We start from the raw sequence: 24,565 nt of genomic DNA on the forward strand, positions 1-24,565 counted from the left end.
CCAGCTGCGAGTACGACGAATCGCAGCAGCCCGAACCGGCACCCCCCTTGCCGACATGCTGGAAAGCGCAGATCCGCAGGCATCCGCATGACCTGACCGAGTGGCGCACAGGCGTCGCATGATCCGCCATCTCGTCCACAAGATCATTCACGGAACTGCGGTCAGAGCCGCAAAAATCCCCATGCATGCTCTTCGCTCCCCAGTTGAGTGCATGTGCATCGGCTGCTCGTCGCGGCCCGAAGGGGGCTGGCTGACGGGCGACTCCGGAGGTCTGACTCTCCGTCGCAGCTCAGCGTGGGGCTGTTAAGGCAGCGGGCCGATGGCTGGCTTCGGACCCGCCACCACCACACTGTCGATCGCCCGGCTGGCCGGCCGGGGCGAGGCGGCCAGCCGGGCGGGTGGGTGGGTGGGCGTCACTCCAACGCTGCCGCCTTGTGCAGCAGCACCGTCCGCTCGCGGGCGTTGCGGCACAACCGGGCGGCGAGTTCCAGCTCGGCCCGGGCCTCGGTGGTCCGGCCGAGCCGGACCAGCAGTTCGCCGCGCACGCTCGGGAGCAGGTACGACCCCGACAGGCGGCCGGAGGCGACCAGTTCGTCGACCATGGACAGCGCCTGCTGCGGTCCGCTCGCCATCGCGACGGCCACAGCCCTGTTGAGCTCGACGACAGGGGAGGGAGCCAGGCGGCTGAGCGCCTCATACAGGAGCACGACCCGCTCCCAGTCGGTCTCCTGCACCGAGGGCGCCGTCGCATGGCAGGCGGCAATCGCAGCCTGCAGACCGTACGGTCCAAGGCCCCGCCCGGCGGCCGAGGCCCGGCCGAGCGCGGCCAGGCCTCGACGGATCGCCGACCGATCCCACCGGCGCCGGTCCTGATCCTCCAGGAGCACCGCCTCCCCGTCGGGCCCGGTGCGTGCCGGAAAGCGCGCGGCGGTGAGCTCGAACAGGGCGAGCAGCCCGCACACCTCCGGCTCACCGGGCAGCAGGGCGGCCAGCATCCGGGCCAACCGAAGAGCCTCATAGGCGAGATCGGAACGCAGCAGGCGGTCGCCGGTTGTCGCCGTCGAGCCCTCTGTGAAGATCACGTACAGGACGCTCAGGACCCCGCCGAGCCGCCCTGGCCGCTCCTCGGACGGCGGCAGCTCGAACGGCACTCGCGCCGCGGCGATCGTCTTCTTCGCCCGGGTGATCCGGGCCTGGACGGTCGCAGTGGGCACGAGGAACGCCCGGGCGATCTCCTCACTGGACAGGCCGCCCACCACGCGCAGCGTGAGCGCCACCCGGGCCTCGGGCGAGAGCACCGGATGGCAGGCGGTGAACATCAGCGCGAGAACATCGTCGTCGACCCGGTCGGGATCCCATGGCAGGTCGTCCGACCGGCCCGGCGCGGCGGTCACCGCGCCCGAGCTGAACTCACCGTCAGCCAGCTGGCCCGCAAGTGTGGCGTACCGCTCGTCGAGTGCCGACTTGCGGCGGAAGCCGTCGATGGCCCGCCGCCGGGCAGTCGCCAGCAACCAGCCCACAGGGCTGGTCGGCGCACCGTCGCGCGACCAGGTGACCAGTGCCTCCGCCAGAGCCTCCTGCGCGACATCCTCGGCGAGCGCGAAGTCCCCGGTGTAGCGGGCCAGCGCACCGACGATCCGTGCCGATTCGATCCGCCAGACCGCCTCGACGGCCCGCCGCGCCGAGGCGTCGCTCGGCGGGCCGCCATCGGCCGCGGGCGTCAGATCTGGCCGGTCCGCTCGCGCCACGCCCGCTCCTTGGTGATCCACTCGTTGTCCTGCGGGAACTCGTCGATGCCCGGAACACGGCGGATCTCGCACTTCGAGCCAGGGAAGGCCGGAAGCCGCTTGGCCCACTCGACCGCATCCTCCTTCGACGCGACATCGATCACGTAGAAGCCGCCGAACAGCTCCTTCGTCTCACCGTAGGGGCCGTCGGTGACCACCGGGGTCTCCGCGCTGAAGTCGACCACCACGCCCTGGGAAGGGTCGTCCAAACCCTCGGCAGCGACGAGCACGCCTGCCCGGATCATCTCCTCGTTGAAGCGGCCCACCGTCTCGAGCATCTCCTCGAAAGGAGTCTCCATCATCTTCGCGACGGATTCGTCCGTGCCTCGCATGATCAGCATGTACTTCGCCATCTTCCGTCTCCTTGGTCGGGGGTCGCTTCTCGACCCTCTCTATCTCAGGTCGAACGGCGCAGCCGCAAATCGACACGGCAGACTCACATGGACCATATTCTTTTCGACAGACGCCTTCGTCTCACACCGGGGCGAGCATGTCCTCGATCGTGGCCCGAAGCTCCGCGCCCTCGGGGCCGGCCGCACCGTTGGACCCGGCAGCACGGCAGCACGGCAGCACGGCAGCAATGGAAGACGAGAGGAAGTGGCGTGCGGAGTGCGGGGAATCGAGGCGAGCAGGTCTGTCCACCCCTGAGCACCGGGAGGGGACTATCAGCGAGCGTCATCAACGGCGGACTGGCCCCAATCGGGCCGCACTGCCTACCTCCGCGCCATCGCCGACGACCCCTACGTGGTCGAAGTCCACGACGGGGCCAGCACCCAGATCGTCGTCTCGGTGCCTCTCGACATGAGCGACGAGTGGACAGTCGAGTCCCGAGAGCGTCTCGCGGCGGCCCGAGCCGCTCTTGGCGTTGGCACAGAGGGATCACCATGAGGGTACTGACCGCGAGCTCCGCCTCCCGCACCCCACTCCGACTGCTTGACAACAACGATTGGGAATCAGTCACAGGGCGCTGCCCCGGCCAACCGGCTACAAGCAGGTTCAGAAGTCGAGTTCGACGTAGTCGATGTCGGTGAACTCCACCACGAGTCCGTCGGCACGGCGGCCGCGGTCTTTGAAGTACTGCTCCTGGAGTCCTTCTGCGATCACTGCCTGGAGCTGCTGTTCGGAGGCTCCGGCGGTCCGTGCGTCGAAGAGGCGGGCCGCGTACTGGGGCGGGAGGTGCTGGGTGATCAGCCGGATACGTCCGTCGTCCGTGGTGCCCGGTGCGGCGGTGAATCCGAACCGCGCCCTGGTTTCCACGACGATGCCGGTGGAGGTGGCGGCGTTCTTCTTCGCTTTCTCCTTCACCCGTGGCTGCCAGCGGTTGCGGACCTCACCTGTGAGCCGGGCCGCAAGGTCCGGGCGTGGTTTTTTGATCTGGTCCTTGACGTACCGTTCGACCGTGCGCTGGGTAATGCCCAGGAGGTCGGCAACGGCTCTGGTGCCTTTGAACTGCCTGACCAGGAACCGCATCTGCGCGCCTGCGGTCTTGGGGATCGGGCGGGTGGCCGTGCTCGCCGCGGCCCTGTCGAGACTGTCTCCAAGGATGCCCATGAGGTGGTCCTACTCCCCGCTGTCTTCGGTGTCGCCCTTGATGTGCCGGGCCGGGTTGTGCCCTTCATCGAGCATCGCGACGGCCCAGAGCAGGTCCTGGGTGCCCTCGTGCTTGACCATCCCTGGTGACACACCGAGCCGGAACGTGCCCGGGGCCGGCTTTCCGTCCGCGGTGCGCGGCAGCACGTCCAACGGGCTCGGCCCGTCGGACAGGTAGACGGCGCAGTCGGAGAGCAGCGCGATCGGGATCAGTGCGTCCTCGCCGAAGGTCAGGGTGCCGGCCGGGGGCGGGGCGGTCTGGGTGGCTGCGGCTGTTTTGAGGATCTTGCGGTGCATGTTGATGCGGGCGGCGGAAATGACGGCTGCGCGGATGTCGGGGCGCCAGGTCGGGCGCTCCAATGCGGGCCAGCGTTCGCCGAACTTGTAGCCGGTGCCTTGCGGGCGCTCGCGGAGCTTGCCGATGCCGCCCTTGACCGTCGACTTGATGGCCGAGAGCACGGCCGCCATGCCGGGGTCGGTCTGCTTGTGGTGCTCCATGACGGTGAGAAAGTCGGCCTCGGACAGACCGGAGGTGACGCCGAGGTCGGCCATCGTCTGCTTGTACGCCTCGCTGAGGTGCTTGTACCAGGGGTCCAGGTAAGGGCCGGACTCGGTGCGGATCCATGCCTCCACCGGTCGGAGGGTGACCGGAAGGTGGTAGGTGTCGATGAGTTCCTGGGCGTAGGCGACGGTCGGTGTCGCGTACCAGGACGGGCCCTCGGGCCGTACTCCGTGGGGCGTGAACGGGTTCGGCATCCTCGGGTCCAGCTCGATGCCGGACAGGTCGACCAGCCAACTGCCGGGTGTCTTCTTGTCGAACGCCGGATCCTTGACATGGACGGGGGCGCCCAGGCCGACGACGAGCCGGTTCGCGGCGGCGAGGAACGCCGTGTTCACGTCAATGCCGACCGCGAACGCCCCGGTGCATTCGGTGTCGGTGAGCAGCTGCGGGTCACGGGCCCACTCATAGGCTTCTTCGTCCAGGACTTCGGCCGGGGTGCGCTGGTGGGTGCGTGGGTAGAGGGCGGCGACAACCGGGTGTTCGTCCGGTGCCTCGACCGGCGCCGGGTCAACAGGCTCGGCCAGCGAGCCGGGCACGGGCCCGGACACCCAGGCGCCGCTGCTCTCGTCCTTCACGGCCCGGGTCGGCGGCCGCAGCGCGGTCATCGTTTCCAGGCCCGAGACGGCGGTGGAGCCGCGGGGGGTGATGACGCGGGTCGCGTAGGTGCCCAGTACATCGGCGATGCCGGCCGGGTGCAGGTGGTCGGTGGTTCCCCAGGAGCGGGAGTCGAGTGCGCCCCAGGGCAGGACGGCAAACTGGACGCACTGGCGTCGCCCGCCCTGTGCGGGTCGGTAGACGCGGGCCCAGGGACCGAAGCCACGGCGGGTGAGTTTCCACTTCGCCTTCGTGATCTGCTGTACGACCTTGTGGTCGTCCGGCAGGCGCAGGCGTCGCCGGTCCTCGAGCCGTTCGGGCAGTCCGAGACGTTCGGCGGCCGTGGTGGTCAGCACGATCAGGGGGTCGAAGTCCTTGCCGGACGGATGCAGACGCGGAGCGCCGAGCTGCGCCTCGGCAAGAACCCATTCGACCAGCCCGGGAAGGGACTTGGCAGGACAGTCCAGCACCGTGCCGCCGACGCAGTACAGCAAGCCGTCGCCATCCAGCACACCGAGCGGCCCATGCGCGAATCGCGGGTCAGCAGCCACGGAAGAGGAACCGCGCGCGGTCTCCTTTACGGCGGGGCGTCGCCCTGCGGGGGGCGTGGCCGAGGGTGCTGATCGCACTGGCGTCGTCGGGGCGCTGGACGACGCCGGGGCTGGCGCAGGCGCGGGTTCGAAGGTGGTCTCGGGCGCGGTGGGCACCCGCGGCACCAATGCCGTGGCTGATGGCTCGGAGGCCGTGGCGGGTGCCGGCTCTGGGGTGTCGGCGGGGTAGAGCTCGGCGAGCTGTGCAAGCAGGCGTGCGTACGCCTCACGCTGAGGCGGCCGCGGCTCCGTCTTCCCACTCTCCCACGACACCACCGTCGCACGACGGACCTTCAACGCGTTGGCCACCTGCTCCTGCGTCAAACCATGCGCCCTACGCAGCCGTTCCCGTTCAGCCGGAGGGGGCAGCGGGGACGCAGATGCGATCAGGGCGTCGACCGCGTCAAACAACTCGGACATGGCACCTCCTCCCCTTCAGTGTAACAATGACCGCTTATTCTGCGTACATTCACCGCTCGAATTGCGTACACCACATACAAGTCCAACGAGCGGTGGTGGCAGGGTGCGCAGCCCCATCGGCGCTCCGTGACCGACGAGCAGTGGCGGCAGGCCGAACACCTCCAAAAACCCAGGGCGAGCGAGGTGACCTCCTCCGGCCTGCCGCGACGGGTGCCCACGGCCAATCTGGTCGAGCAGGCCGGCGCACCGACCCCGAGGGGCCCACAGATCTCCCGCGCCCCCGAAGAAGTAAGGGGCAGGCCGAGCAACCTGCGCCGCGGCGTCCAGCGGGGACGCAACGCAGGCAGTGACACGAACGGCCAGGGCTTCGGTCCTGACAGCTCCTACAACCAGGAGCGTTAGCGCTGAGCCCTGGCGGCGCCTCGTCGGCGGAGGTGCCCGAAGACGATCCAAGCCGTGAAATCGCACAACTCTGCCCCTCCGTGACGCCCCCTGAGGCTGCGAGCGGCGGCCCACAAGCTGCCGACCGGTCCTTCTCTCGCCACTTCGGGTCACAGTTGAAAGCAACGGGGACCAGAAGTAACCGAGCACGGTCAGCCCCAGGCACCAGACCACGGCCAGCCACCCGTTGTGCCCGATCTCGCTGCCCAGCAGCAGCCCGCGCAGCGTCTCGATGGCCGGAGTGAACGGCTGGTACCCGGCCATCGGCTGGAACCAGCCCGGCATCGCGTCGAGCGGTGCGGCGGCGAGTATCCGGGTTCCCGAACCGCCGGGTCGCGGCCAGCGGGGGCGACGGCTGGGCGGACGCGCCACCCGGTCCTTCGGCACGGTGCTCATGCCGGCCCTGGCCCTGGCCCCGATGCCGGGCCGGCCCGGCTGGTCGCCGCTGGCGCTTGCGGAGCAGTCCGGCGACCACCCTCCTCGAGATCTGAACCGTGGCCCCGTGGCCGGAGACTCCCTCATCCACGTGGGAGCCGATGGGCTGCCTGCCGTGACTCCGCCGAGTCAGGGCCAGCAGCAGCCGATCCGTCGCCAGGGCGGGACAGTCACCAGGACGACTTGGTGACTCCGGGGAGGAATCCGGCGTGGGCCTGCTCGCGCATACGGACGCGGGACAGCCCGAACTGCCGCAGGTGTCCCCGGGGCCGGCCGTCCACGCTGTCCCGGTTGCGTACCCGGGTCGCGCTGGCATCGCGTGGCTGGCGCCGAAGCTCCGCCAGAGCAGCGGCCCGCTCCGGCTCCGGGGTGCCCGGGCGGCGGATGATCTCCTTCAACTCAGCGCGCCGGGCCTGGTACCGCTCGACGGTTGCCTTGCGCTTCTCGTTCTTCGTGATCTTGCTCTGCTTGGCCATCAGACCTTCCCCCCGCGAGCGCGGATGCGGGCCACGGCCGCCTCGATACCGGTGATGTCGATCGTCTTGATCGCCTTGGCGCTGAGCGTCAGGCGTAGATGCCTGCCCTCGCTGGGCAGCCAGTAGCGCTTGCGTTGGATGTTGGGGTCGAAGCGCCGGGATGTACGTCGGTGCGAGTGGGAGATGTTGTTGCCGAAGCCCGGCTGGGCGCCGGTCAGTTGGCAGTGGGCGGACAAGGTGTTACCTGCCTCTCTTCAAGACGACTCCATTTGAAAATGGAAACCATTGTCATATACTAGCCCCATGGCTCGCCCCGAAGTACGCCCGATCATCAAGCTCCACTCCACCGCAGGGACCGGCTACACCTACGTCACCCGCAAGATCCGGCGGAACGATCCCGACCGCATGGTCCTGCGCAAGTTCGACCCGATCGCCCGCAAGCACGTCGACTTCCGCGAAGAACGCTGACCCCACACCCTCCTGCGCTGAAGGACCACGCCATGAAGCCCGCAATCCACCCCCCGTACGGCCCCGCCGTCTTCCGCGACAAGGCTGCCGGCTCCGCCTTCCTCACCCGTTCCACCGCCACCAGCGACAAGACCATCGAGTGGGAGGACGGCAACACCTACCCTGTCGTCGACGTCGAGATCTCGAACGTGAGCCACCCCTTCTACACCGGCAGCGCCCGCGTCCTGGACACCGCCGGCCGCGTCGAGCGGTTCGAGCGCCGCTACGGCCGGCGCGAGGCGAACTGATGCAGAACCAGCCCCGACTGCCCGTCGTGATCGTCGGCGGGCTCCACTGCGACGCCCGCAGGGAAGTCGTCGACCGCCTCCTGCGAACCGTCCCCGGCAGCGTCGCCCTCCACCATGACCTGGCCACAGCGGCCGAAGGCACCCTGCGGCGCCTGGTGCGCGACTCCTCGGGCGAGCTGTCGTACGGCGATGCCCCGCTCGTCAACGACTGCGCCTGCTGCGCGCTGCGCGAAGACCTGGTCCCCGAGCTGGAGCGCCTGGCCGCCGGCGGTCTGACCCGACTCGCGATCGTCGAACTGTGGGACTCCGTCGAACCCAAGGCCATGGCAGAGGTCGTCGCCGCGCACGGCGGCGACGCCCTCGATCTCACCAACGTGATGACCGCCGTCGACCCCGCGCTCGTGCTGCCCTACCTCGCCAACGGCGACGACCTGGCCGAGGTCGGTCTCGCCGCCGCCACCACCGATCAGCGCACGGTCGGCGACACCTGGGCCCGGCAGCTGGAGTACGCGGCCGTGCTCGCTCTCGTCGACAGCGATGAGGCCGACGACGAGGACCGCGCCCTCCTTGCCCAGCTCCACCCGACCGCCCGCCGGGTGTCCGCCGGATCAGGCGAACTCGCCCAACTGGCCTTCGCCGGCTTCGACGTGGAAGCGGCGGCCGTCGCCCAGCACCCGGCCTGCGCACGGCTGCCCCAGGAAGCGGACGAAGCCGGGGTCGCCACCCTCGTCTGGCACCGCCGCCGCCCCTTCCACCCCGAACGCCTCTACCAGGCGCTGGAAGACCTCTGCTGCAGCGCCGCCCGCAGCCGCGGCCGGTTCTGGCTCGCCGACCGCCCCGACACCCTGCTCGCCTGGGACGCCGCAGGAGGCGCGCTGTGCGTGGAGAACGCCGGCCCGTGGCTGGCTTCCCTGCCGGACGCCGCATGGGACATGGTGTCCCCGATGCGCCGGGCGGCTGCCGCCCTGGACTGGCACCCCGAGCACGGCGACTGCTGCCAGCACCTCGTCTTCACCTCTCCCGGCCTCGACCGCGACGGCCTGGCACAGCTACTCGAATCCTGCCTGCTCACCGACGACGAGTACGCCGCCGGTCCCGAGGCGTGGAAGCACCTGCCGGCCGCGTTCGACTCCCTCCTCGACCCCGTCTCGTAGCCCTGGCATCAGACACCAAGCCGAAATCAGAACCGACGAAGGAACTCTCATGGCCCGCCGTCACGACCCCCGCAAGCCGCTCAAGCCTCGCCCCACCCCCCTCGAAGCCGCCGATATCACGTACATCGACTACAAGGACACCGACCTGCTGCGGAAGTTCATCTCCGACCGCGGGAAGATCCGCAGCCGCCGCGTCACTCGCTCCACCGCCCAGCAGCAGCGGCAGGTCGCCGCAGCGATCAAGAACGCCCGGGAGATGGCGCTCCTGCCGTACGCCGCCCGCGTCGGGGCGCAGTAAGCCGGCGATGCTGCGCGGCAGGGCGGTCCTGCCGCAGCCCGACGGCCCAGGACGGCGGCCAGGAGCTGCATTCACGCGAGGCCGTGGTCGTCGGGCGCGGTAGCGAAACCGCCGGGCGGCTCCTTGTGCAGCTCCCCTTATGCAGGCGGGGTTCATCGGTTGTCCGGCCGCCGGGCGTCGGACGGACTCGTTGCTGCCTGTGTCCGAGCCGGCGGCCTGGATCGCGAGCGGCTCCGGCGCCGTAGTGGAACTACGCACGCTGTCAGGGCCCGGCCAACGGCCCAGCGCAGGGCCTGTGAGAAGCCAGGCCGTGCTCGCCCTGACCCGCCGGCGTCACGGCCCGCGAAGATAAAATGGCCGTCACGACCGAGGGGACCACGTACTCCCTCCGGGACACGACAGGGAGAGACTGTGCCGCCTTACAGCCTCGAAAACCGGCTGGTCATTGGAATCGCCTCCAGCGCCCTCTTCGACCTGAAGGAATCCGATGCCGTTTTCCGGGAGAAGGGCGAGGAAAGCTACCGCCGTTATCAGCGGACCAAGTTGGACGAGACGTTGCAGCCGGGAGTCGCCTTCCCCTTCATCCGCAGGCTGCTGTCACTGAATGATCTGAACCCTGACGGTGACCCGCTGGTCGAGGTCATCATTCTCTCCCGCAACGACCCCGACACCGGGCTTCGGGTCATGCGATCCATCAGGTCTCATGGCCTGCCCATAACTCGCGCGGTTTTCATGCAGGGACGCTCGCCGTACAAGTTCATGCGCGCGCTGCACATGTCGCTGTTTCTGTCCGCCGACGACGGCGACGTCCGCGAGGCTACGGGCGCTGGGCTGCCGGCAGGCCGTGTCCTTGGCTCTGCCGTCGCCGACGATCCTGACGACAAGGATCTGCGGATCGCCTTCGACTTCGACGGGGTTCTCGCCAGCGACGAGTCGGAGCGCGTGTTCCAGCAGGACGGCATAGAAAGCTTCCGTAATCATGAGATCCTGAACGTTGCCACGCCTCACGACGCGGGTCCGCTCCGGGAGTTCCTCCGGAAGGTGAACACGCTGCAGCGCCGAGAGGAGGAACGGCGCAAGAAAGACCCGGACTACGCGATCCGCGTCCACGTGTCCATCGTCACGGCCCGCAATGCGCCCGCGCACGAGCGGGCCGTCATGAGCCTGAACCAATGGGGCGTCACGGTCAACGACGCCTTCTTCCTCGGCGGAATCGACAAGAGCTCGATCATGGAAGTGCTCAAGCCGCACATCTTCTTCGACGACCAGGAAAGCCATCTCCAAGGCACATCGCGGACGACACCGAGCGTCCATATCCCGTTCGGAGTGGTGAACCAGGAAGCCCCGCAGACTGATGCGAAGTAGCCTCCCCCGCTCAACTGTCTGCCGATGCGGGCGGCGTCATCCCGGGCGGCAATGAGCGCCCAGGCCCCGGGCACCTCCGCGTCCTGCTGCACGGACCGCCTTCCCACGCGAAGCGGCCGCATTGCCCACCGGCCCGGCACCCGATACTCCGGTGCCGAAGCGGGTCCTCTGTGCTTCTCCACAGCGCTGTGGCTCGACGGCGCGCCGCGCCCGCCAGAGGGGAACCCCCATGTGCCGTGCACAGCAACTGGCAGCCGGTGGGTGTGCTTCGACAAGGTGACCCCCACCATGTCCTGTGGTCAGTCGGGCAGGACAATGCCCTGCTCGTTGAGGTGCCGTGCTGCCTTGTCCTGGGTCTTGAGCCGGTGGCGGCAGACCCTCCTGTACCGCACGAGGGCGCCCGAAGGTTCGCGGAGTACAGCCTCGGCAACCAGGGGTCGCCGGCATGCCTTCCAGCCATGGGCGCTGCAGACGGCGTCGGACTTCGGCGCGAGGGTGGCGGGGAACGGCTGGATGGACTCGATGTCGGAGAGCATGGGTGCCGTCATGCCGGTCGAGCATACGGAAAGCACGGCCAGGGAGTGTGGCTACCAGCGCATGCTCAGGGCATCGAGTGCGCGGACACGGTCGGCGGCAAGACGCTCTTTGCGACGGCGGGCGTTGCTGATCCATTGCCCGAGGCGTACGGGTCCGCCGTCGAGGACTTCGATGTGCCGCTGCGCAACGTAGAGGCGCCCTTCACAGTGGTGAAAGGCACGCGCGGCAGCCAGACCCCTGTCCCAGCTCCGGGCGGCCGGTCTGCCTGTGTCAGGGGCTGTTCAGCGGATCGGATCAGGCCGAGACCGTCGAGCAGGCGCCGTTGCACGGGGCCAGGCGTTCGGGGCAGAGGCGTTGGGTGCGGAGCCACTCCCCCAGGCGGTGTCCGTCGTCGGTGGTGCAGTCCCTGGGCACGTCGGTCAGTGAGTGGCCGGCTTCTTGATGCCGGCGGGCGGCGTGGAAGGCGCGTTGCCAGGTCAGGGGCCAAGGCGGGTTCCAGTGTTCCCTCCCGATTCTGACCTCGTGGCCCTTTCCGCGCACGTCCCGCACCGCTCATCGTGTCGCTGTGCCCTCTCGGCGGGCCGGAATCATTGAGCACTCTCAGCGACCGTCTCGGCGATCTCCTGCGGCGAACCGAGCCGACCGCACGGGTCCGCTCGGTTCGCCGCAGCGAGCATCGCGGCCGCTGGTCGCCGAACGTGCCCCAAGCTCTGCGCATCGGCGTCTCGTTGGCCACCGGGGCCGCGCGGACGAGCGCGGGACGCGTCGGTGAAACGGCTCGTTCCTAAGCGACCGTGAGCACGATCTTGCCCTGGATGTGTCCTCGGGCGGCGCGTTCGTGCGCGGCTCGGGCATCCGCGAGCGCGAACGTGCTGTCGATCGCGACGCGGACCGTGCCCGCGTCGAGCAGGCGTCCCAGTTCGGCAAGCTGCGCGCCGTTCGAGCGGACCGTGGTGCCCGTGACGGTGACGCCCAGCTTCGCGGTCTCTTCTTCGTCGAACTCTCCGAAGAACACGGGGAACTGGGAGCCGCCGCGCTTGAGGGTGCGCAGGAAGCGCTTGCTGTCGGGGCCACCGACGGCGTCGAGAACGAGGTCGACGTCGTGCACGAGTTCCTCGGGACGGCTCTTCGTGTAGTCGATGAACTCGTCGGCGCCGAGCTCACTCAGGAACGATTCATGCGCGCCCGACGCCACCGCGATGACCCGTGCACCCTTCCATTTCGCCAGCTGCAGCGCGAAGTGCCCCACGCCGCCCGCGGCGCCGTTGACGAGCACCGTCTTGTGGGCGTCGAGTGGCACCGGACGATGCTGCGCCGCCTGGAAGCCCGAGGGGTGATCGTGTCCGACCTCGATCAGGAACTGCCACGCGGTGAGCCCGGACATGGGCGCCCCGGCGGCGTGCACGTGATCGATGCCGGCCGGCTTGAGTGCGAGGTCCGCCGCGGGCGCGGCCACGTACTCGGCATAGGTGCTGCCATCGAAGCTGGGGAAGCGAAGGAGACCGAAGACTTCATCACCGACGCAGAAACGGTCCACATCCGCGGCGACGGCCTCGACGACGCCCGACAGGTCCGTCCCCGGGATCGCGGGCAAGCTGAACTTCGGCCGCGCCTCCACAGGCAGGTTGGACATCCCGTCGCGCAGGTACCAGTCGGGAGGGTTGACGCCGACCGCGTGCACGCGAACGAGCACCTCACCCGGCCCCAGCTCGGGAATCAGCACCTCGTCGTAACGCAGAACTTCAGGACCGCCGTGCTCATGGAGCCGGACCGCCCTCATCGTGTGTATCGGCATCGTTTTCTCCTGCCCGCGCTGCGGGATAGACTTATTCGGATCAGCGATCCACATAAACGGACCACTGATCCGAATATATGGACCACTGATCCGAATAGTCAAGAGGGACAGATGCGCGCCGACGCCAGGAAGAACCGCGACCACCTGCTCGCAGTAGCGGGCACCGCCATCACCGAGCAAGGCGTCGACGTGTCACTGCGTGACATCGCGCGCAGGGCCGATGTCGGACTCGCGACGCTGCTGCGTCACTTCCCGACGCGCGAGGCGCTGCTCGATGCCCTGCTCCGCACGAGCTTCGACGAGCTGACCGCTAAGGCAGGCGCCCTCGAAACGTCCAGCTCGCCCGACGACGCGCTCGTCTCGTGGCTCCGCGACTGCGTCGCGTGGACAACCGAGTATCGGGGCGCGATCGTGCTGATGGCAGCCGCCATCGAGGACACCGAGTCCGCACTCCACGCCTCATGCGTCACCCTGCGCGCGGCCGGTGCGCGGCTCCTCATCCGTGCCCAGGCCGCGGGCATGGCGCGGACCGACATTGATGGCGCCGATTTGTTCGCGCTGGTAACGGCGCTCGCCTGGCTCGGCGATCAACGCTCGCTCGCGCCACGCGCCGATCACCTCTTCGACGTTGTCGCAAGCGCGATCCTGACCAGCACAGCGAACAGCGGCGCCGAGGGGGAACGCCGCCCTCGCATCCGTAGCTGAGATCTGCGCGCACGCGGACCGGCGAACCCGCCCGCACGCTCGGCAAGAGCGGATCGACGCCGAGTGCGCCAAGGCGGCCAAGGTCACCGGCATCGAGCCGCGCGCTCCCCGGGAACGGACTGCGACCGAGCACCTTCCCGACTGCCGGCCGCCTCGCCGCCTTCTACGAACCTCAGCCGTCGTTCTCAGTCACCTGACCAGCGGCTCTGCGAGGAGAACGACTCGATCCGCCTCGACGTCGAAGCCGAGCACCGGATGGCCATAGTCGCCTTCCGGGTCCATCAGCACCGGCTTGCCCAACCGCCGTCCGATCTCCCGGAGGAAGCCGCAGAACACATCCAGTCGCTCCTGGCCCTGCAACTACCGCAGGTCGACGTCGAAGTCGACTTCATCGTCGGCATGGAAACGGAAGTTCGCCAACACATCGGCCGCTGGCCAGACCCGCAGGTCCGGGCACTCGGCATCCGCCAGGCGGGACAGCACAGCCTCCGCCCGGGGCACCGGAAGCACCATCTCTCCCTCGGAGTACTGGCACTTCCAGCCCTTCTCCGCGACAAGATTGAGGACCGCCTGCCAGTCCTCCACCGAGGCATTCGGGAGACGCACGTCCGGCAACGACCCCATCAAGTCCGGGTCGAAGAAGCACTTCACGTCATCCCACAGCAGGTCGGTCACCTCGCCATGCTGCCCGGCTCGCCAACCCAACGCACCCCCGACTCCCTTGACCAAAGACATAGGGGCACCCCCCAGGAACGTGCCGATGTACCGCACGGTGCAGATCTGGATCGCCATGCCGAGGCGATGCCCGTCGGACCTTCGCAGCGCGATCAAGTCGCGGTCGTCGTCATCGAGGAAGAAGAACCGCTCCAGCTCGGGACGCGTGGGCGTCTCCCCGAAGGCCCCGTAGCCAGCGGCTTGCTCATCAGTCAGAAATTCCACCGGCACAGCCGGACCGTAGCCGCGCTCCATGTCCGCTCAGCGATCTTTCCCGGAAGCTCTCTCTCCCCCGGGGAGGGCTGTGGTAACCGACCATGATCAATCTCGACGCTACTTCCTGTACCTCAACGACTCACACCCGGTGACCACATGTTCTCGCCCGGCACTGTGCGTCGTCGGTCGTGTCAAGAGACTATGGAAGCACCAGAAAGGAACGAAAAACATCCCAGCGCTGCAGCTCCAGGGCCTGCGCTGGGTGCGCGACGCCCTGGCAGGTGGAAGGAGCACCTGGGATGAGTGAAGCGGAATCTTTGAGTGCCGACAGCGGCTCGTCCGACCTCCGGCTGGAGCTGCCGAGCGGGATGCTGGATGCGCTCGGTGTGGCGGTGGTGGCGCTGGATACCGCCGGGCGGTTCGTGTTGTGGAGCCCGCAGGCCGAGGAGCTGTTCGGTTACTCCGCGCAGGAAGTGCTGGGCCAGCACGCGGCTCAGCTGTTGGTCCATGACCCGTACGTGGACCTGGTGGCCGGTAAGTGCGAGCAGATGATGGAGACCGGCGAGAGCTGGGCCGGGCTCATTCCCGTCCGGAACAAGGACGGCAGTACGCGACTGGTGGAATTCCGCTACAACCGTCTGCCGGACAAGCAGGGCGACTTCTACGCTCTGGGTATCGCCACCGATGCGTCGATGTTGCGCAAGGTGGAGCAGGACTTGGCGTTGTCCACGCAGCTGATCGCCCAGTCGCCGGTCGCGCTGGAGGTTCTGGACACCGATCTGCGTTATGTGGCCGTCAATCCGGCGATGGAACGGATACACGGCCTGTCTGCCGAGGACCACCTCGGTCGGGGTTTCCGCGAGGTTCTGCCCTGCGTCAGTGTCGACGCGTCCGAGGCCGCAGTCAGAGAAGTGCTCGAGACCGGACGCCCTCAGGTTGACAGGTACACCATTGGCCGCACCCCGGCCGACCCTGACAACGATCATGCCTGGTCTGTCTCCGTCTACCGGTTGGAGGATCCAGGCGGTCAGGTTCTTGGTGTCGCCACGTCGGTGGTGGATGTCACCGATCGGCACGGCGCGATCACAGCGGCGGCCCAGGCCCGGCAGCGCCTGGCCCAGATCGCCGAGGGCTCCGCCCGTATCGGTACCACCTTGGACATGAAACAGACCGCCCGCGAGCTGGCTGACGTCGCAGTGCCCGAGCTCGCCGACGTCGCGGTCGTAGACGTACTCGACTCCGCCCTGGACGATCGCCGCCCCGCGACACCTGACAGCGGCCCGGCGCTCTTTCGCACCCTCGCTGTGAAGGCCGCCTACCTCGCCGACGCGGCCGGCGCCGCCGGCACGGCGGACCAACCGGTCAGTTATGACGCCGACCGACTGCCCACCCAATGCGTACGGACCGGTCAGCCGATCATGGTGACTCGCGTGGACGAGTGGGATCTGGCGCGCATCGCCCGTGACGCCGGAGCTGCCGCTGTCCTGGCCAGTGTCGGCATCCATTCCTATCTCGCGATACCGCTGGCCGTCCAGGGCCGGGCACTCGGCGTCCTGGGGCTGATGCGCGGACGCAATCAACTGCCCTTCAACGCGGACGACGTCACCCTGGCCGCTGAGCTCGCCGGCCGAACTGCAGTGTCCCTCGACAACGCGCGCCTGCACCAAAGCGTCCGCAACACTGCGGTGACGCTCCAGCGCAGCCTGCTGCCGCAGCCGACGCCACCTGAGAGTCTGGAGGTCGCTACTCGCTACCAACCCGCCGGAACCTCTATCGAAGTCGGTGGCGACTGGTTCGACGTCCTCCCCCTCGCGCAGGACAAGACCGCGCTCGTGGTGGGCGACGTGATGGGCAGCGGCATCGATGCGGCCGCCACGATGGGCCGCCTGCGCACCGCCACCGCGACCCTGGCTGACCTCGACCTCCCGCCCGCCCAGGTGCTGCAACGCCTCGACAAGATCACCGCTGGCCTGGACCCCTACATCGCCACCTGCATCTACGCCGAATACGACCCGCACAGCGACCGGTGCCGAATCGCTGTAGCCGGACACCTGCCCCCCGCACTGACACCTGCAGGCGGGCCCCCCGAACTGCTCGACCTGCCATCTGGTGCACCCCTCGGGGTCGGCGGCGTTTCCTTCGAAACGACCACCGTGCCCTTGCACCCCGGCGATCAACTGGTCCTCTACACCGACGGCTTGGTCGAAACACGTCGCGACACCATCGACGAACGCCTCGACCTCCTCCTCCGCGTACTCGACGGCCACGACCTCTCCCTGGAAGAAACCTGCGACCGGCTCCTGGAAACACTGTGTGATCCGGACGACCACGACGACGTGTCCGTACTCATCGCCCGACCCAGACCGCGGCCCTGACGCACTGCGGGCGTCGGCCAGCCGGGGACAGCACTTGGCGTGCTCCAGCGCTCACTTGACGGCGCGTACCGAACCGTTGCTCGGGTCGGCACTGTCGCCTCCCAGATCAACTTCCTTTCCCGCCATGACTGTTCCGCCGGTTCTCCTGCCCCCACCGTGCAAGCTGAACGGCCGTACCGGTATCGCAATCCGTCGTAGAACCGCGAGAAGAACACACTTCTGGCACGGGGGCGGTCTCACGGATGATGGTCGTATGCCGTCTTGGCCGCGCAGGACTGCAAGAAGAACCTTCCCCCACTTCGCGATATGTCGCGCCGCCTACCAGTGCCTGACCCAGCGCGACGTCAAGCGGACAACAGATGGTCGTCCTGGCTCGCGCGCTGGGCCATGCCTACTTCTGCGATGAGGGACGGTGCGCCCATGTGTTGAGGGTGGAGTTCATGGGTGTCGAGTTCGCCGACTTCTCCATCGGCTGACGGTCCGCCGCCAGGAAACCACCGCCACGAGTCTCTGCGCGGGCTCCAGCCTGACCAGGATGCCGGTCTGCGGGGTGGTGCAGTCAGTAGAGGCTCGTAGCGTTCGGCTTCTTTGCGTTCTTTCCAGTCCCACACGACGCGGCCTGGCTCGGTCTGTTGAGGAGCCGGGGGCTGAGGTGGGCGGAGGTTCGGCGCTCTCGGCGAGGCGTGGCAGCTGAGGCCGGTCGCCTTGGCAGGCCAGGAGTTGCCGGTCAGCGACATCAGTGAGAGTGACGAAGCATGCTGCGGCGCGGAGGAAGTGTGTGCCCATGCCGGTATGGGGTGAGTGGCGCAGCCGTCGGCGTAGCGGGCGGGGTCGTGGAAAGCGACGGTTGCGGCGTCCTCGTCGAAGTCCTCGGTGCGAACGGTGGTGAGCTGATGGAACAAGCCACCTGTGAGCAAGGCGGCGGCGAGACAGACGGGGGACGTAGACGAGGCCGATGAGGACCGGGAGCTCGATGAGCGGCCTACGAGGCCGGAGAGGGCTTGGCCGGAGGTGACGCCGAAGGCGGGTGGCGACTACGGCGGCGAGTTCGAACTTGTTGCCGGCCGCAGTGAAGGCCAGAGTCGCGGTGCGGTCGTAGGCGAGTCCGATGGCCTTGCCCAGAGCGAAGGTTCCAGCCCACATGAGGGCGAAATAAACGCGCAGGGGCAGCGCGATCCGTGCAACATCCCGCAGGTGATGATCTTGCACTGCGGTGCAAAGAGGGTGACGATCGTGAACAGCAGCCCGTACAGGGTCCCGGGCCGATTTCAGGAAGGAACTTCTCCTCGTACATGGTGCGGTTCATCTTGTGCTCGCCAGTGCGTCGGGGGAGGAACCCAGCCAGCAGTGGCATGCCGTCCAGCTCATCGGCGCCTCACCGTGCAGCACCTGTGGATGCCCAGCACATGTTGATGGCGGAAATCTGCTCGATACGCTCTGGCATGAGTGTCGTGGCGCGTGAGCGTTGGTTGCCGATCCAGGCCCGAAGGAGCGCGGTCACCTGGGCCGGGTCGGGTCGAGCCGCGTGGCGAAAACGCCGAGGCGGTGCGCTGGACCTCGTTCACCCGATGCAGCTGGCTCATCTCCCGCCGCAGCTGGGCCGGCTCGTCCAGCTCGTCGGTGGTCAGCCGGGGGTCATGCCGCTCGCCCGCATCGACCTCGGCCTGCCGGATCCAACCCCGAGCAGTCGGGATGCGGCCCCAGCTCGACGGCCAGTTGCTTGCTCACGGGCTTCGGTTCGGTCGTGCGGTATATACGCACTCATGGTCGGCGTTGCTGTGCAGCAGCCCCGCAGCGGGTCGGCGGGCGCGATGACCGCAATGCCCGAGCGCTTCAGATCCTTGACGACGCCGTTCCAGCTGGAGGAGTCCGCGAAGGAGCCGTGCACCAGCACCACCGGCGGCTTGGCGCCCGGGCGGTGAGACTCGATCTCGGTCGCCTCGGTGGCGCCGGCGGGCGTGGTGACCATCAGGGCCAGCGCTGCCGCACCTGCGGCGATCCCGAGGGCGGCGTATGTCCGGAAAGAGCGGCTCTTGAGCTTGCGGTTCATCGGTGATCTCCCTGTCGGATACATCAGTGACGGCTCCGGGATGCGGACTGTCCGGCGCCACATCAAAACCCTAGAGCGAAATTACCTCGTGCACAAGTTACACGTGAGTGATTCACTCGTGGGATAGGCGATGAATCATGGATGCGATGCGCCTGACCAGCACTGCAACGAGAGCGGGAGCACTTCCTGTTACCTGCCCCACTAAATCAACAGAAAAGGGACATCGGAGCTGTCTTGCTCGCGGACGAACAGCTGCGCTTCACCCTCTACGCCGCCTCCCGCGCAGTGACCAGCATGTACCGGCCACCGCGGCCAATGGCCTCATCACACGCCGTCGTCGACCAACGACGAGCAGGTTGTCGAGGTGCCCCTCCCCGAGGAGGGCGCCGCGAGGCGCGAACGCATCCTCGGGATGCCCCGCCATCGGCGAGGCCGTAGAGCTCACAACCGAGGAGCTCGCCACCGCCCGCGGCCTCCTGCGCCGACTCACCATCGCCGCCCGGGCCAAGGCCACCACCCGCGCCCGGGACGAGACCCAACGAGGGTATCGATCGGGCGGAGACCGTCGGATCGGACCACCACCCCGAACACAGCCAGCTCAGCCCGCAGCATCGCGATATCAGCCAGGCAGTCCCCCGCCCAGGGCCACGGCGAGCGCGAGGCAGGATCTCCCCCCGGAGCGTGCAGCTCCCGGCGGTTGCGCCACGATGTGTGGGCCTGCGAAAACGCCGTGTCCAACCCAGTTCTGTCGGGCCATCTCCACAGCACCGGCCTGCGAGACCACCCTGCGACCATCACCCTCGACGCGGACATATGGGTACGACCCGATACTCCGTTACACCTGCAGAGTGCAGCTTTCTGACGACGAACGGGACCATGGATAAGCCCCACCGCCCCAGGTCAGAGATAATCCCCGGTGTTCAACTGGTCCGCGAGGCTTGCGATGATGAACAGTCCTCGGCCTGTCTCGTCGATGGTGCGGGCATGTTTCACCTGCGGAGCGCTGGTCGCGTTGTCGCTGACCTCGCAGGTCAGCATTTGCTCGAAGATCAGGCGTAGTTGCAGGGGCGGAGTGCCGTAGCGGACCGCGTTGCCGACGAGCTCGCTGACGATGAGCTCGGTGGTGAACGCCGTCTCCTCGTCCACCCCCCAGGCCTCCAGCTGGTGACGGGCCGCCGCGCGGGCGATCGGTGCGGCCTCGGGGCCCGCAGGCAGCGAGAGGGTCAGTACCCGGTCTTGAGGCAGCACCTTCGTGCGGGCGAGCAGCATCAGTGCCTCGCCGGTCCGGTTGCCGTCCGGGGGCGCGTGTGCGATGTCGTCGCACAGGTCCGGCAAAGGCGCTGTGCCGGCTCGGTCCAGGAGCGGGCGCAGTCCCCCTGTGCGGGACGGTTCGCGCGATAATCCACTCGCGCATGTACTGATGGGCGTTGTCGCAGAGCGCAGCGCGTGGACACGCGGCAGATGCCACCGCGACGTCATCCTCTTCAACCACACCGAGCTCGAGAGCAGGATGTACCTGGCCGAACCTCAGAGCATCCACCTGTAGTACCCATCGCGCCAGAGCACAGGCCGGGCGGGGTGCAGGAGGCGGAGGCATGGGAAAGCTGAGACTGAGTGATGCGGTTTGCTATCACGGCGGGGTTCGGGGCAGCGTCACCACGGTCTTGGAAACTGCCCTTGAGCTGAGCAAACGTGCCCAGCGCCCAGTGAGACACATAGCCCGGCTACTCCAGTGGCAGCTACGCCGAACCTCACGATCCCGGCTGATGCCGGAGCGCGAAGCGCAGGTGGCGGATGCGGCGGATGCGGCGGATGCGGCGGATGCTCGAGCATGCACGGGGCGGCGATCTGTCCGGGAAACCGTTCCCAGCGGATCAGCGACGGAGCAGCAGCCGAGTCAGGCTTCGGAGAGGTTGGCTGTCAGACGCTCGAGGAAAGACTTGGCATCCGCGATCTCCTGAGGGCTCATGCAGACAGCCTCCCCCATGGCGGCGGGGACGGCGCGAGCGCGCTCGCGGAGCTCAGTCCCCTGCTCGGTGAGGGTGATCTGCACCGAGCGCTCGTCGCTCGCCTGGCGCTCGCGCCGGATGAACCCGTGAGCCTGCAGGCGCTTGAGCAGCGGGGTCAACGTGCCGTAGTCGAGCTGCAAAAGCGTGCCCAGGGTCTTGATAGGGAGGGCGCCGTGCTCCCACAGCACCAGCATCACCAGGTACTGGGGATAGGTCAGGTTGAGCTCCTCCAGCAGCGGGCGGTAGCGACTGGTCACCGCGCGCTGAGCTGCGTAGAGGGCGAAGCACATCTGGTCCTCGAGGAGCAGGCTGACCTCGGCGGCGTCACCCTGTCCGGCACCCGTCTCGATCTTGCTCATCACAACTCCTCCTCCGCGCAAACCTTTCACGCGTAGTTACTATACCCCAAAACTTACATGCTCAACATTAGATTGCGCACACTTAATAGGACCGCCCGGCGGCGACACCCCGGACACACCACACCGCCATCACATACACCCGACAGCCACCCGCGCGACGCCGCCGCTGGCACATCAGGTCCGCACCCGCATACTCGATCGCCGGAGCAATCCAACCGGGGCTTTGCGCGCAGAGGAAAGCCGCGCCCATCCGCCGCTCCGCGGCGACCCTCAGGGTGCCCATCGCCCCTCGGGGCCACCCCCAGCACCCCATCGGCCCCACGGTCGGCCGACCCCAAGGAGCAGCCAGGGATCACCGAGAGTGACAGTGAGCAGTCCTTGGCCCCCACCGTATGGACCAGCTCGACCGAAGACGCCGTCGCCACAACAGGCGGGCTCGACACACCGATCAGCAATGCGGGCGAGACAGTACGCCCCCCGTCGAAACCGTGGACCGCGCAAGAAGCGGGCTCCCTGGAGCGCTACCGCGAGCCCGGCCCGGGCCGTCCAAAGCGTCACCCGTGCGCTGCTCCGCGACACGTTCCGGCCACCCGTGAAGCCCCGGACGCCGCGTCAGCGTCGCCGGGCTCAAGCCACAAGGATGACGGCCTCGCAGAAGCTTCCGCATAGGCCCCACACGCACCGGCTCCGTGCGGCGACTGCCCGTGGCGCACCGGGCCTGCGCAGCAAGAGCCTCACCCAAGCCCCGGGATCGGTCCGGGGCCGCCACACGGCCCCGGAGGCCGGGGCCCAGCCCCGTCACTTGTTCCCTTTGCCACACTTTCAGTGCCCAAGTTTTACTTGCGCACGAGTTAAGTGCCGGATAGGTTTCTTGGCAGGTTGAGTCGCAGGATGAGCCACCCCATCGCCATCCCACCACCTGTTGAACCGGTGACGCACAGATGCGTGAAATTCACCGACGCCAAGAAGCAAGGACATCCCCATGGAACTGAAACTCGAAATGATCGTGCTGCCCGTCTCCGACGTCGATCGGGCCAAGGCCTTCTATGAGGCGGTGGGATTCCGCCTGGACGTCGACTACACGCCCAGTGACGACTTCCGGGTGGTCCACTTCACGCCGCCCGGCTCCGAGAGCTCGATCATCTTCGGAGAGGGAATGACCCCCAGTGCCCCCGGCTCGCTCCAGGGCCTGTACCTCATCGTCACCGACATCGAAGAGGCCCACGCCGAGCTCACCGGCCGCGGTATCGAGGTGACGGAGGTGTTCCACGACGCCGGAGGGCTGTTCCACGGCCACGGCGCCGGAGGTGTCGTCCACCAGCGCGCAGGCCAGGAGCGCCTGGCCGGCGCGCACCCCGATCGCGCCTCTTACGGCTCCTACCTCACCTTCAGCGACCCGGACGGCAACGGCTGGGTGCTCCAGGAAGTGACGCAGCGCGCTCCCGGCCGCTGACACCACATCAACCACCCAACGGTGCAACGGTCATGGCCAACCCAGACCGCGGCTACCCCCTTCAGCCCCTGGCCACAGCACCCGCAGAGCCAGACATCCGGCCCCCGGCACCGACCCGCCAGGCGCAAAGGCGCGCCCGGCACCAGCGGTCCGGATACCACGCAACCGCATCAACCGAGCACCGCCCTGCGGATCTCCCCGGTGAAAGCAGGGGAACAGCGTGCGGCCAGGTACCGGGCCGCCGGAATATCCGACCGAGTTGCAGAAGCAGTGATGAACGGAGCAGCAATGAACGAGACCACCCGCACCTACGATGTGATCGTCATCGGCGCAGGCCCGGTCGGTGAGAACGTGGCCGAACGCGCCCGCGCCGCCGGCCTGAGCACCGTGATCGTAGAGCGTGAACTGATCGGCGGGGAGTGCTCGTTCTGGGCCTGCGACCCCAGCAAGGCGCTGCTGCGCCCGGTGGTGGCGCGCGCCGACGCGCGCCGAGTGCCCGGGCTGAGTCAGGCGGTCGCCGGGCCGCTGGACGTCGAGGCGGTCCTCGCGCACCGCGACAAGATGTCCTCGTACTGGAAGGACGAGGACCAGGTCGACTGGCTGAACTCGGTCTCCGTCGATCTGATCCGCGGCCACGGCCGCCTCACCGGCCCCCGCAGGGTGAGTGTGCAGACTCCCGACGGTGAGACCGTCGCCCTCACGGCTCGGCACGCCGTTGCCGTCTCCACCGGAACCAGCGCGGCCCTGCCCCCCATCCCCGGCCTGGACACCGTCCGCCCCTGGACCAGCCGTGAGGCGACCAGTGCCTACAAGGTCCCCGGACGTCTGGCCGTGGTCGGCGGCGGTGTGGTGGCCGTCGAGATGGCCACCGCCTGGCAGGCGCTCGGCTCTCAGGTGACCATGCTGGTTCTCGAGGACGCGTTGCTGCAGCGGATGGAGCCGTTCGCCGGAGAGCTGGTGACCGACGGCCTGCGGGAAGCCGGCGTCGACATCCGGTTCGGGACCTCCGTGACCTCCCTGGCGCGCGAGGACGGCGATGTCCAGATCACCCTGGCCGACGGCGGGCATCTGGCGGCGGACGAGATCCTGCTTGCCACCGGCCGCGCTCCGAACACCTGGGACCTGGGGCTGGAGACGATAGGTCTCACGCCGGGCGACTGGCTGAAGGTGGACGACACCTTCCAAGTGACCGACGTCGCCGACGGCTGGTTCTACGCCGTCGGCGACGTCAACCACCGCGCCCTGATGACCCACCAGGGCAAGTACCAGGCCCGGATCGCGGGCGCGGTCATCGGCGCCCGCGCCAAGGGCGAGCCCATCGACGACGCCCCCTGGGGCGCGCATGTCGCCACTGCCGACCACGCGGCCGTCCCCCAGGTCGTCTTCACCACCCCCGAGGTCGCCTCCGTCGGCCTGACCAGCCGCGAGGCCGAGCAGAGCGGGCGCCGCATCGAGGTCGTCGACTACGACCTCGCCCACGTCGCCGGCGCCCACCAGTACGGCGAGGACTACCGCGGCCGGGCCCGCATGCTCATCGACACCGACCGCAACACCGTCGTGGGCGTCACCTTCGCCGGCCCCGGCGTCGGGGAACTGGTGCACTCGGCCACCATCGCGGTCGCCGGCGAGGTACCCCTCGACCGGCTCTGGCACGCCGTCCCCGCCTTCCCCACCCTCGGCGAAATCTGGCTGCGGCTGCTGGAGACCCACCGACGCTGAAGGCAGCCACTGCGGGACACCCGGGCCTGACCGTTGGCGTAGCTTTCCGGCGGTTCGCCGCACGGCCGTTGTTTCCCCCAACGCCGGCGAGCCCAGCCGGAAAGCCCTCCGGCAGATATCGCCCGCCTGCGCTTGAGCGCGGGTGCGCCACAACTGGCCCGGGTTG

Annotated in this window: 23 protein-coding genes and 7 pseudogenes; 12 read left to right on the forward strand and 18 right to left on the reverse strand. The window is 68.3% G+C overall.

Annotated features, from left to right (window positions below; all coding sequences use genetic code 11):
- Nucleotides 1-413 precede the first annotated feature (413 nt).
- Both OHB49_RS00705 and OHB49_RS00710 read right to left on the reverse strand, forming a co-directional pair.
- Nucleotides 414-1,748 carry an RNA polymerase sigma factor gene (locus tag OHB49_RS00705; RefSeq protein WP_329157020.1) on the reverse strand — a complete coding sequence of 445 codons (1,335 nt, stop codon included), beginning with the start codon at nucleotides 1,746-1,748 and terminating at the stop codon, nucleotides 414-416.
- Nucleotides 1,721-2,140, reverse strand: a complete 420-nt coding sequence (locus tag OHB49_RS00710; protein ID WP_329157023.1) for a YciI family protein — start codon at nucleotides 2,138-2,140, stop codon at nucleotides 1,721-1,723. Before OHB49_RS00710 ends, OHB49_RS00705 begins: the two co-directional genes overlap by 28 nt.
- A gap of 331 nt (nucleotides 2,141-2,471) precedes the next feature.
- On the opposite strand from OHB49_RS00710, the pseudogene OHB49_RS00715 reads away from it, so the two are divergent.
- Nucleotides 2,472-2,675 (forward strand): annotated as a pseudogene (locus OHB49_RS00715) (DUF5959 family protein); the annotation flags it as partial.
- Nucleotides 2,676-2,783: 108 nt separating this feature from the next.
- On the opposite strand, the gene tpg reads toward OHB49_RS00715, so the two are convergent.
- Complete coding sequence (gene tpg / locus OHB49_RS00720; protein ID WP_329157024.1) at nucleotides 2,784-3,338, reverse strand: telomere-protecting terminal protein Tpg; 555 nt, start codon at nucleotides 3,336-3,338, stop codon at nucleotides 2,784-2,786.
- A 9-nt stretch (nucleotides 3,339-3,347) separates the two neighbouring features.
- Entirely contained in the window at nucleotides 3,348-5,543 is a 2,196-nt protein-coding gene (gene tap, locus OHB49_RS00725) for a telomere-associated protein Tap (protein WP_329157026.1), read from the reverse strand.
- Between the two features lie 120 nt (nucleotides 5,544-5,663).
- Between tap and OHB49_RS00730 the strand changes: the two are divergent.
- A pseudogene (locus OHB49_RS00730) lies at nucleotides 5,664-5,945 on the forward strand (hypothetical protein); the annotation flags it as partial.
- A gap of 142 nt (nucleotides 5,946-6,087) precedes the next feature.
- Here OHB49_RS00730 and OHB49_RS00735 read toward each other — a convergent pair.
- Nucleotides 6,088-6,290 (reverse strand): annotated as a pseudogene (locus tag OHB49_RS00735) (ABC transporter permease); the annotation flags it as partial.
- Between OHB49_RS00735 and OHB49_RS00740 the strand changes: the two are divergent.
- The gene (locus tag OHB49_RS00740; protein WP_329166820.1) at nucleotides 6,217-6,609 is read left to right on the forward strand and encodes a hypothetical protein; all 393 of its coding nucleotides are present in this window, start codon (nucleotides 6,217-6,219) and stop codon (nucleotides 6,607-6,609) included. The pseudogene OHB49_RS00735 and the gene OHB49_RS00740 sit on opposite strands and share 74 nt — an antisense overlap.
- Here OHB49_RS00740 and rpsN read toward each other — a convergent pair.
- Entirely contained in the window at nucleotides 6,590-6,895 is a 306-nt protein-coding gene (gene rpsN, locus OHB49_RS00745) for a 30S ribosomal protein S14 (protein ID WP_329157028.1), read from the reverse strand. The two genes, OHB49_RS00740 and rpsN, sit on opposite strands and share 20 nt — an antisense overlap.
- Complete coding sequence (rpmB, locus tag OHB49_RS00750) at nucleotides 6,895-7,131, reverse strand: 50S ribosomal protein L28 (protein WP_329157030.1); 237 nt, start codon at nucleotides 7,129-7,131, stop codon at nucleotides 6,895-6,897. Before rpmB ends, rpsN begins: the two co-directional genes overlap by 1 nt.
- Before the next feature lie 67 nt (nucleotides 7,132-7,198).
- On the opposite strand from rpmB, the gene rpmG reads away from it, so the two are divergent.
- From rpmG to OHB49_RS00775, 5 genes are all read left to right on the forward strand, one after another.
- A complete protein-coding gene (gene rpmG / locus OHB49_RS00755) occupies nucleotides 7,199-7,363 on the forward strand; it encodes a 50S ribosomal protein L33 (RefSeq protein ID WP_329157031.1) in 165 nt (54 codons plus the stop codon).
- A 32-nt stretch (nucleotides 7,364-7,395) separates the two neighbouring features.
- A complete protein-coding gene (locus tag OHB49_RS00760) occupies nucleotides 7,396-7,650 on the forward strand; it encodes a type B 50S ribosomal protein L31 (protein ID WP_329157032.1) in 255 nt (84 codons plus the stop codon).
- Nucleotides 7,650-8,804 carry a CobW family GTP-binding protein gene (locus tag OHB49_RS00765; protein ID WP_329157033.1) on the forward strand — a complete coding sequence of 385 codons (1,155 nt, stop codon included), beginning with the start codon at nucleotides 7,650-7,652 and terminating at the stop codon, nucleotides 8,802-8,804. The genes OHB49_RS00760 and OHB49_RS00765 overlap by 1 nt, the downstream gene beginning before the upstream one ends.
- A gap of 49 nt (nucleotides 8,805-8,853) precedes the next feature.
- Nucleotides 8,854-9,102 carry a 30S ribosomal protein S18 gene (gene rpsR / locus OHB49_RS00770; protein WP_329157034.1) on the forward strand — a complete coding sequence of 83 codons (249 nt, stop codon included), beginning with the start codon at nucleotides 8,854-8,856 and terminating at the stop codon, nucleotides 9,100-9,102.
- Between the two features lie 411 nt (nucleotides 9,103-9,513).
- Nucleotides 9,514-10,467 (forward strand): 5'-nucleotidase, encoded by a 954-nt coding sequence (locus OHB49_RS00775; RefSeq protein WP_329157036.1) that lies wholly within the window; start codon nucleotides 9,514-9,516, stop codon nucleotides 10,465-10,467.
- A gap of 299 nt (nucleotides 10,468-10,766) precedes the next feature.
- On the opposite strand, the gene OHB49_RS00780 is transcribed toward OHB49_RS00775, so the two are convergent.
- The 4 genes from OHB49_RS00780 to OHB49_RS00795 form a co-directional block, all read right to left on the reverse strand.
- The gene (locus OHB49_RS00780; protein WP_329157038.1) at nucleotides 10,767-11,015 is read right to left on the reverse strand and encodes a hypothetical protein; all 249 of its coding nucleotides are present in this window, start codon (nucleotides 11,013-11,015) and stop codon (nucleotides 10,767-10,769) included.
- Between the two features lie 39 nt (nucleotides 11,016-11,054).
- Nucleotides 11,055-11,237, reverse strand: a complete 183-nt coding sequence (locus OHB49_RS00785; protein WP_329166291.1) for a helicase associated domain-containing protein — start codon at nucleotides 11,235-11,237, stop codon at nucleotides 11,055-11,057.
- A 61-nt stretch (nucleotides 11,238-11,298) separates the two neighbouring features.
- A complete protein-coding gene (locus tag OHB49_RS00790) occupies nucleotides 11,299-11,553 on the reverse strand; it encodes a helicase associated domain-containing protein (protein WP_329157039.1) in 255 nt (84 codons plus the stop codon).
- Nucleotides 11,554-11,788: 235 nt separating this feature from the next.
- Entirely contained in the window at nucleotides 11,789-12,799 is a 1,011-nt protein-coding gene (locus OHB49_RS00795) for an NADP-dependent oxidoreductase (RefSeq protein ID WP_329166292.1), read from the reverse strand.
- Nucleotides 12,800-12,910: 111 nt separating this feature from the next.
- On the opposite strand from OHB49_RS00795, the gene OHB49_RS00800 reads away from it, so the two are divergent.
- Entirely contained in the window at nucleotides 12,911-13,504 is a 594-nt protein-coding gene (locus OHB49_RS00800) for a TetR/AcrR family transcriptional regulator (RefSeq protein ID WP_329157041.1), read from the forward strand.
- Between the two features lie 189 nt (nucleotides 13,505-13,693).
- Here OHB49_RS00800 and OHB49_RS00805 read toward each other — a convergent pair.
- Both OHB49_RS00805 and OHB49_RS00810 read right to left on the reverse strand, forming a co-directional pair.
- Nucleotides 13,694-14,179: pseudogene (locus tag OHB49_RS00805) on the reverse strand (hypothetical protein).
- Between the two features lie 24 nt (nucleotides 14,180-14,203).
- A pseudogene (locus OHB49_RS00810) lies at nucleotides 14,204-14,449 on the reverse strand (DUF4158 domain-containing protein); the annotation flags it as partial.
- A gap of 284 nt (nucleotides 14,450-14,733) precedes the next feature.
- Here OHB49_RS00810 and OHB49_RS00815 point away from each other — a divergent pair.
- Nucleotides 14,734-16,809, forward strand: coding sequence for a SpoIIE family protein phosphatase (locus tag OHB49_RS00815; RefSeq protein ID WP_329157043.1), 2,076 nt, complete (start codon nucleotides 14,734-14,736; stop codon nucleotides 16,807-16,809).
- A gap of 918 nt (nucleotides 16,810-17,727) precedes the next feature.
- Here the strand turns inward: OHB49_RS00815 and OHB49_RS00820 are convergent.
- The 5 genes and pseudogenes from OHB49_RS00820 to OHB49_RS00835 all read right to left on the reverse strand — a co-directional run.
- Nucleotides 17,728-18,166 (reverse strand): annotated as a pseudogene (locus OHB49_RS00820) (arsenic resistance protein); the annotation flags it as partial.
- Between the two features lie 267 nt (nucleotides 18,167-18,433).
- Nucleotides 18,434-18,859 (reverse strand): hypothetical protein, encoded by a 426-nt coding sequence (locus OHB49_RS00825; protein ID WP_329157045.1) that lies wholly within the window; start codon nucleotides 18,857-18,859, stop codon nucleotides 18,434-18,436.
- Between the two features lie 557 nt (nucleotides 18,860-19,416).
- Nucleotides 19,417-19,688: pseudogene (locus OHB49_RS45680) on the reverse strand (IS1380 family transposase); the annotation flags it as partial.
- A gap of 71 nt (nucleotides 19,689-19,759) precedes the next feature.
- The gene (locus OHB49_RS00830) at nucleotides 19,760-20,194 is read right to left on the reverse strand and encodes an ATP-binding protein (RefSeq protein WP_329157047.1); all 435 of its coding nucleotides are present in this window, start codon (nucleotides 20,192-20,194) and stop codon (nucleotides 19,760-19,762) included.
- 562 nt (nucleotides 20,195-20,756) lie between these two features.
- On the reverse strand, nucleotides 20,757-21,227 hold the full coding sequence (locus tag OHB49_RS00835; RefSeq protein ID WP_329157050.1) for a MarR family winged helix-turn-helix transcriptional regulator: 471 nt from the start codon (nucleotides 21,225-21,227) through the stop codon (nucleotides 20,757-20,759).
- A 982-nt stretch (nucleotides 21,228-22,209) separates the two neighbouring features.
- Here OHB49_RS00835 and OHB49_RS00840 point away from each other — a divergent pair.
- A complete protein-coding gene (locus OHB49_RS00840; protein WP_329157052.1) occupies nucleotides 22,210-22,680 on the forward strand; it encodes a VOC family protein in 471 nt (156 codons plus the stop codon).
- A 288-nt stretch (nucleotides 22,681-22,968) separates the two neighbouring features.
- Nucleotides 22,969-24,399 (forward strand): dihydrolipoyl dehydrogenase family protein, encoded by a 1,431-nt coding sequence (locus tag OHB49_RS00845; protein ID WP_329157055.1) that lies wholly within the window; start codon nucleotides 22,969-22,971, stop codon nucleotides 24,397-24,399.
- Nucleotides 24,400-24,565 lie beyond the last annotated feature (166 nt).

This window comes from Streptomyces sp. NBC_01717, assembly GCF_036248255.1.
GTDB lineage: Bacteria > Actinomycetota > Actinomycetes > Streptomycetales > Streptomycetaceae > Streptomyces.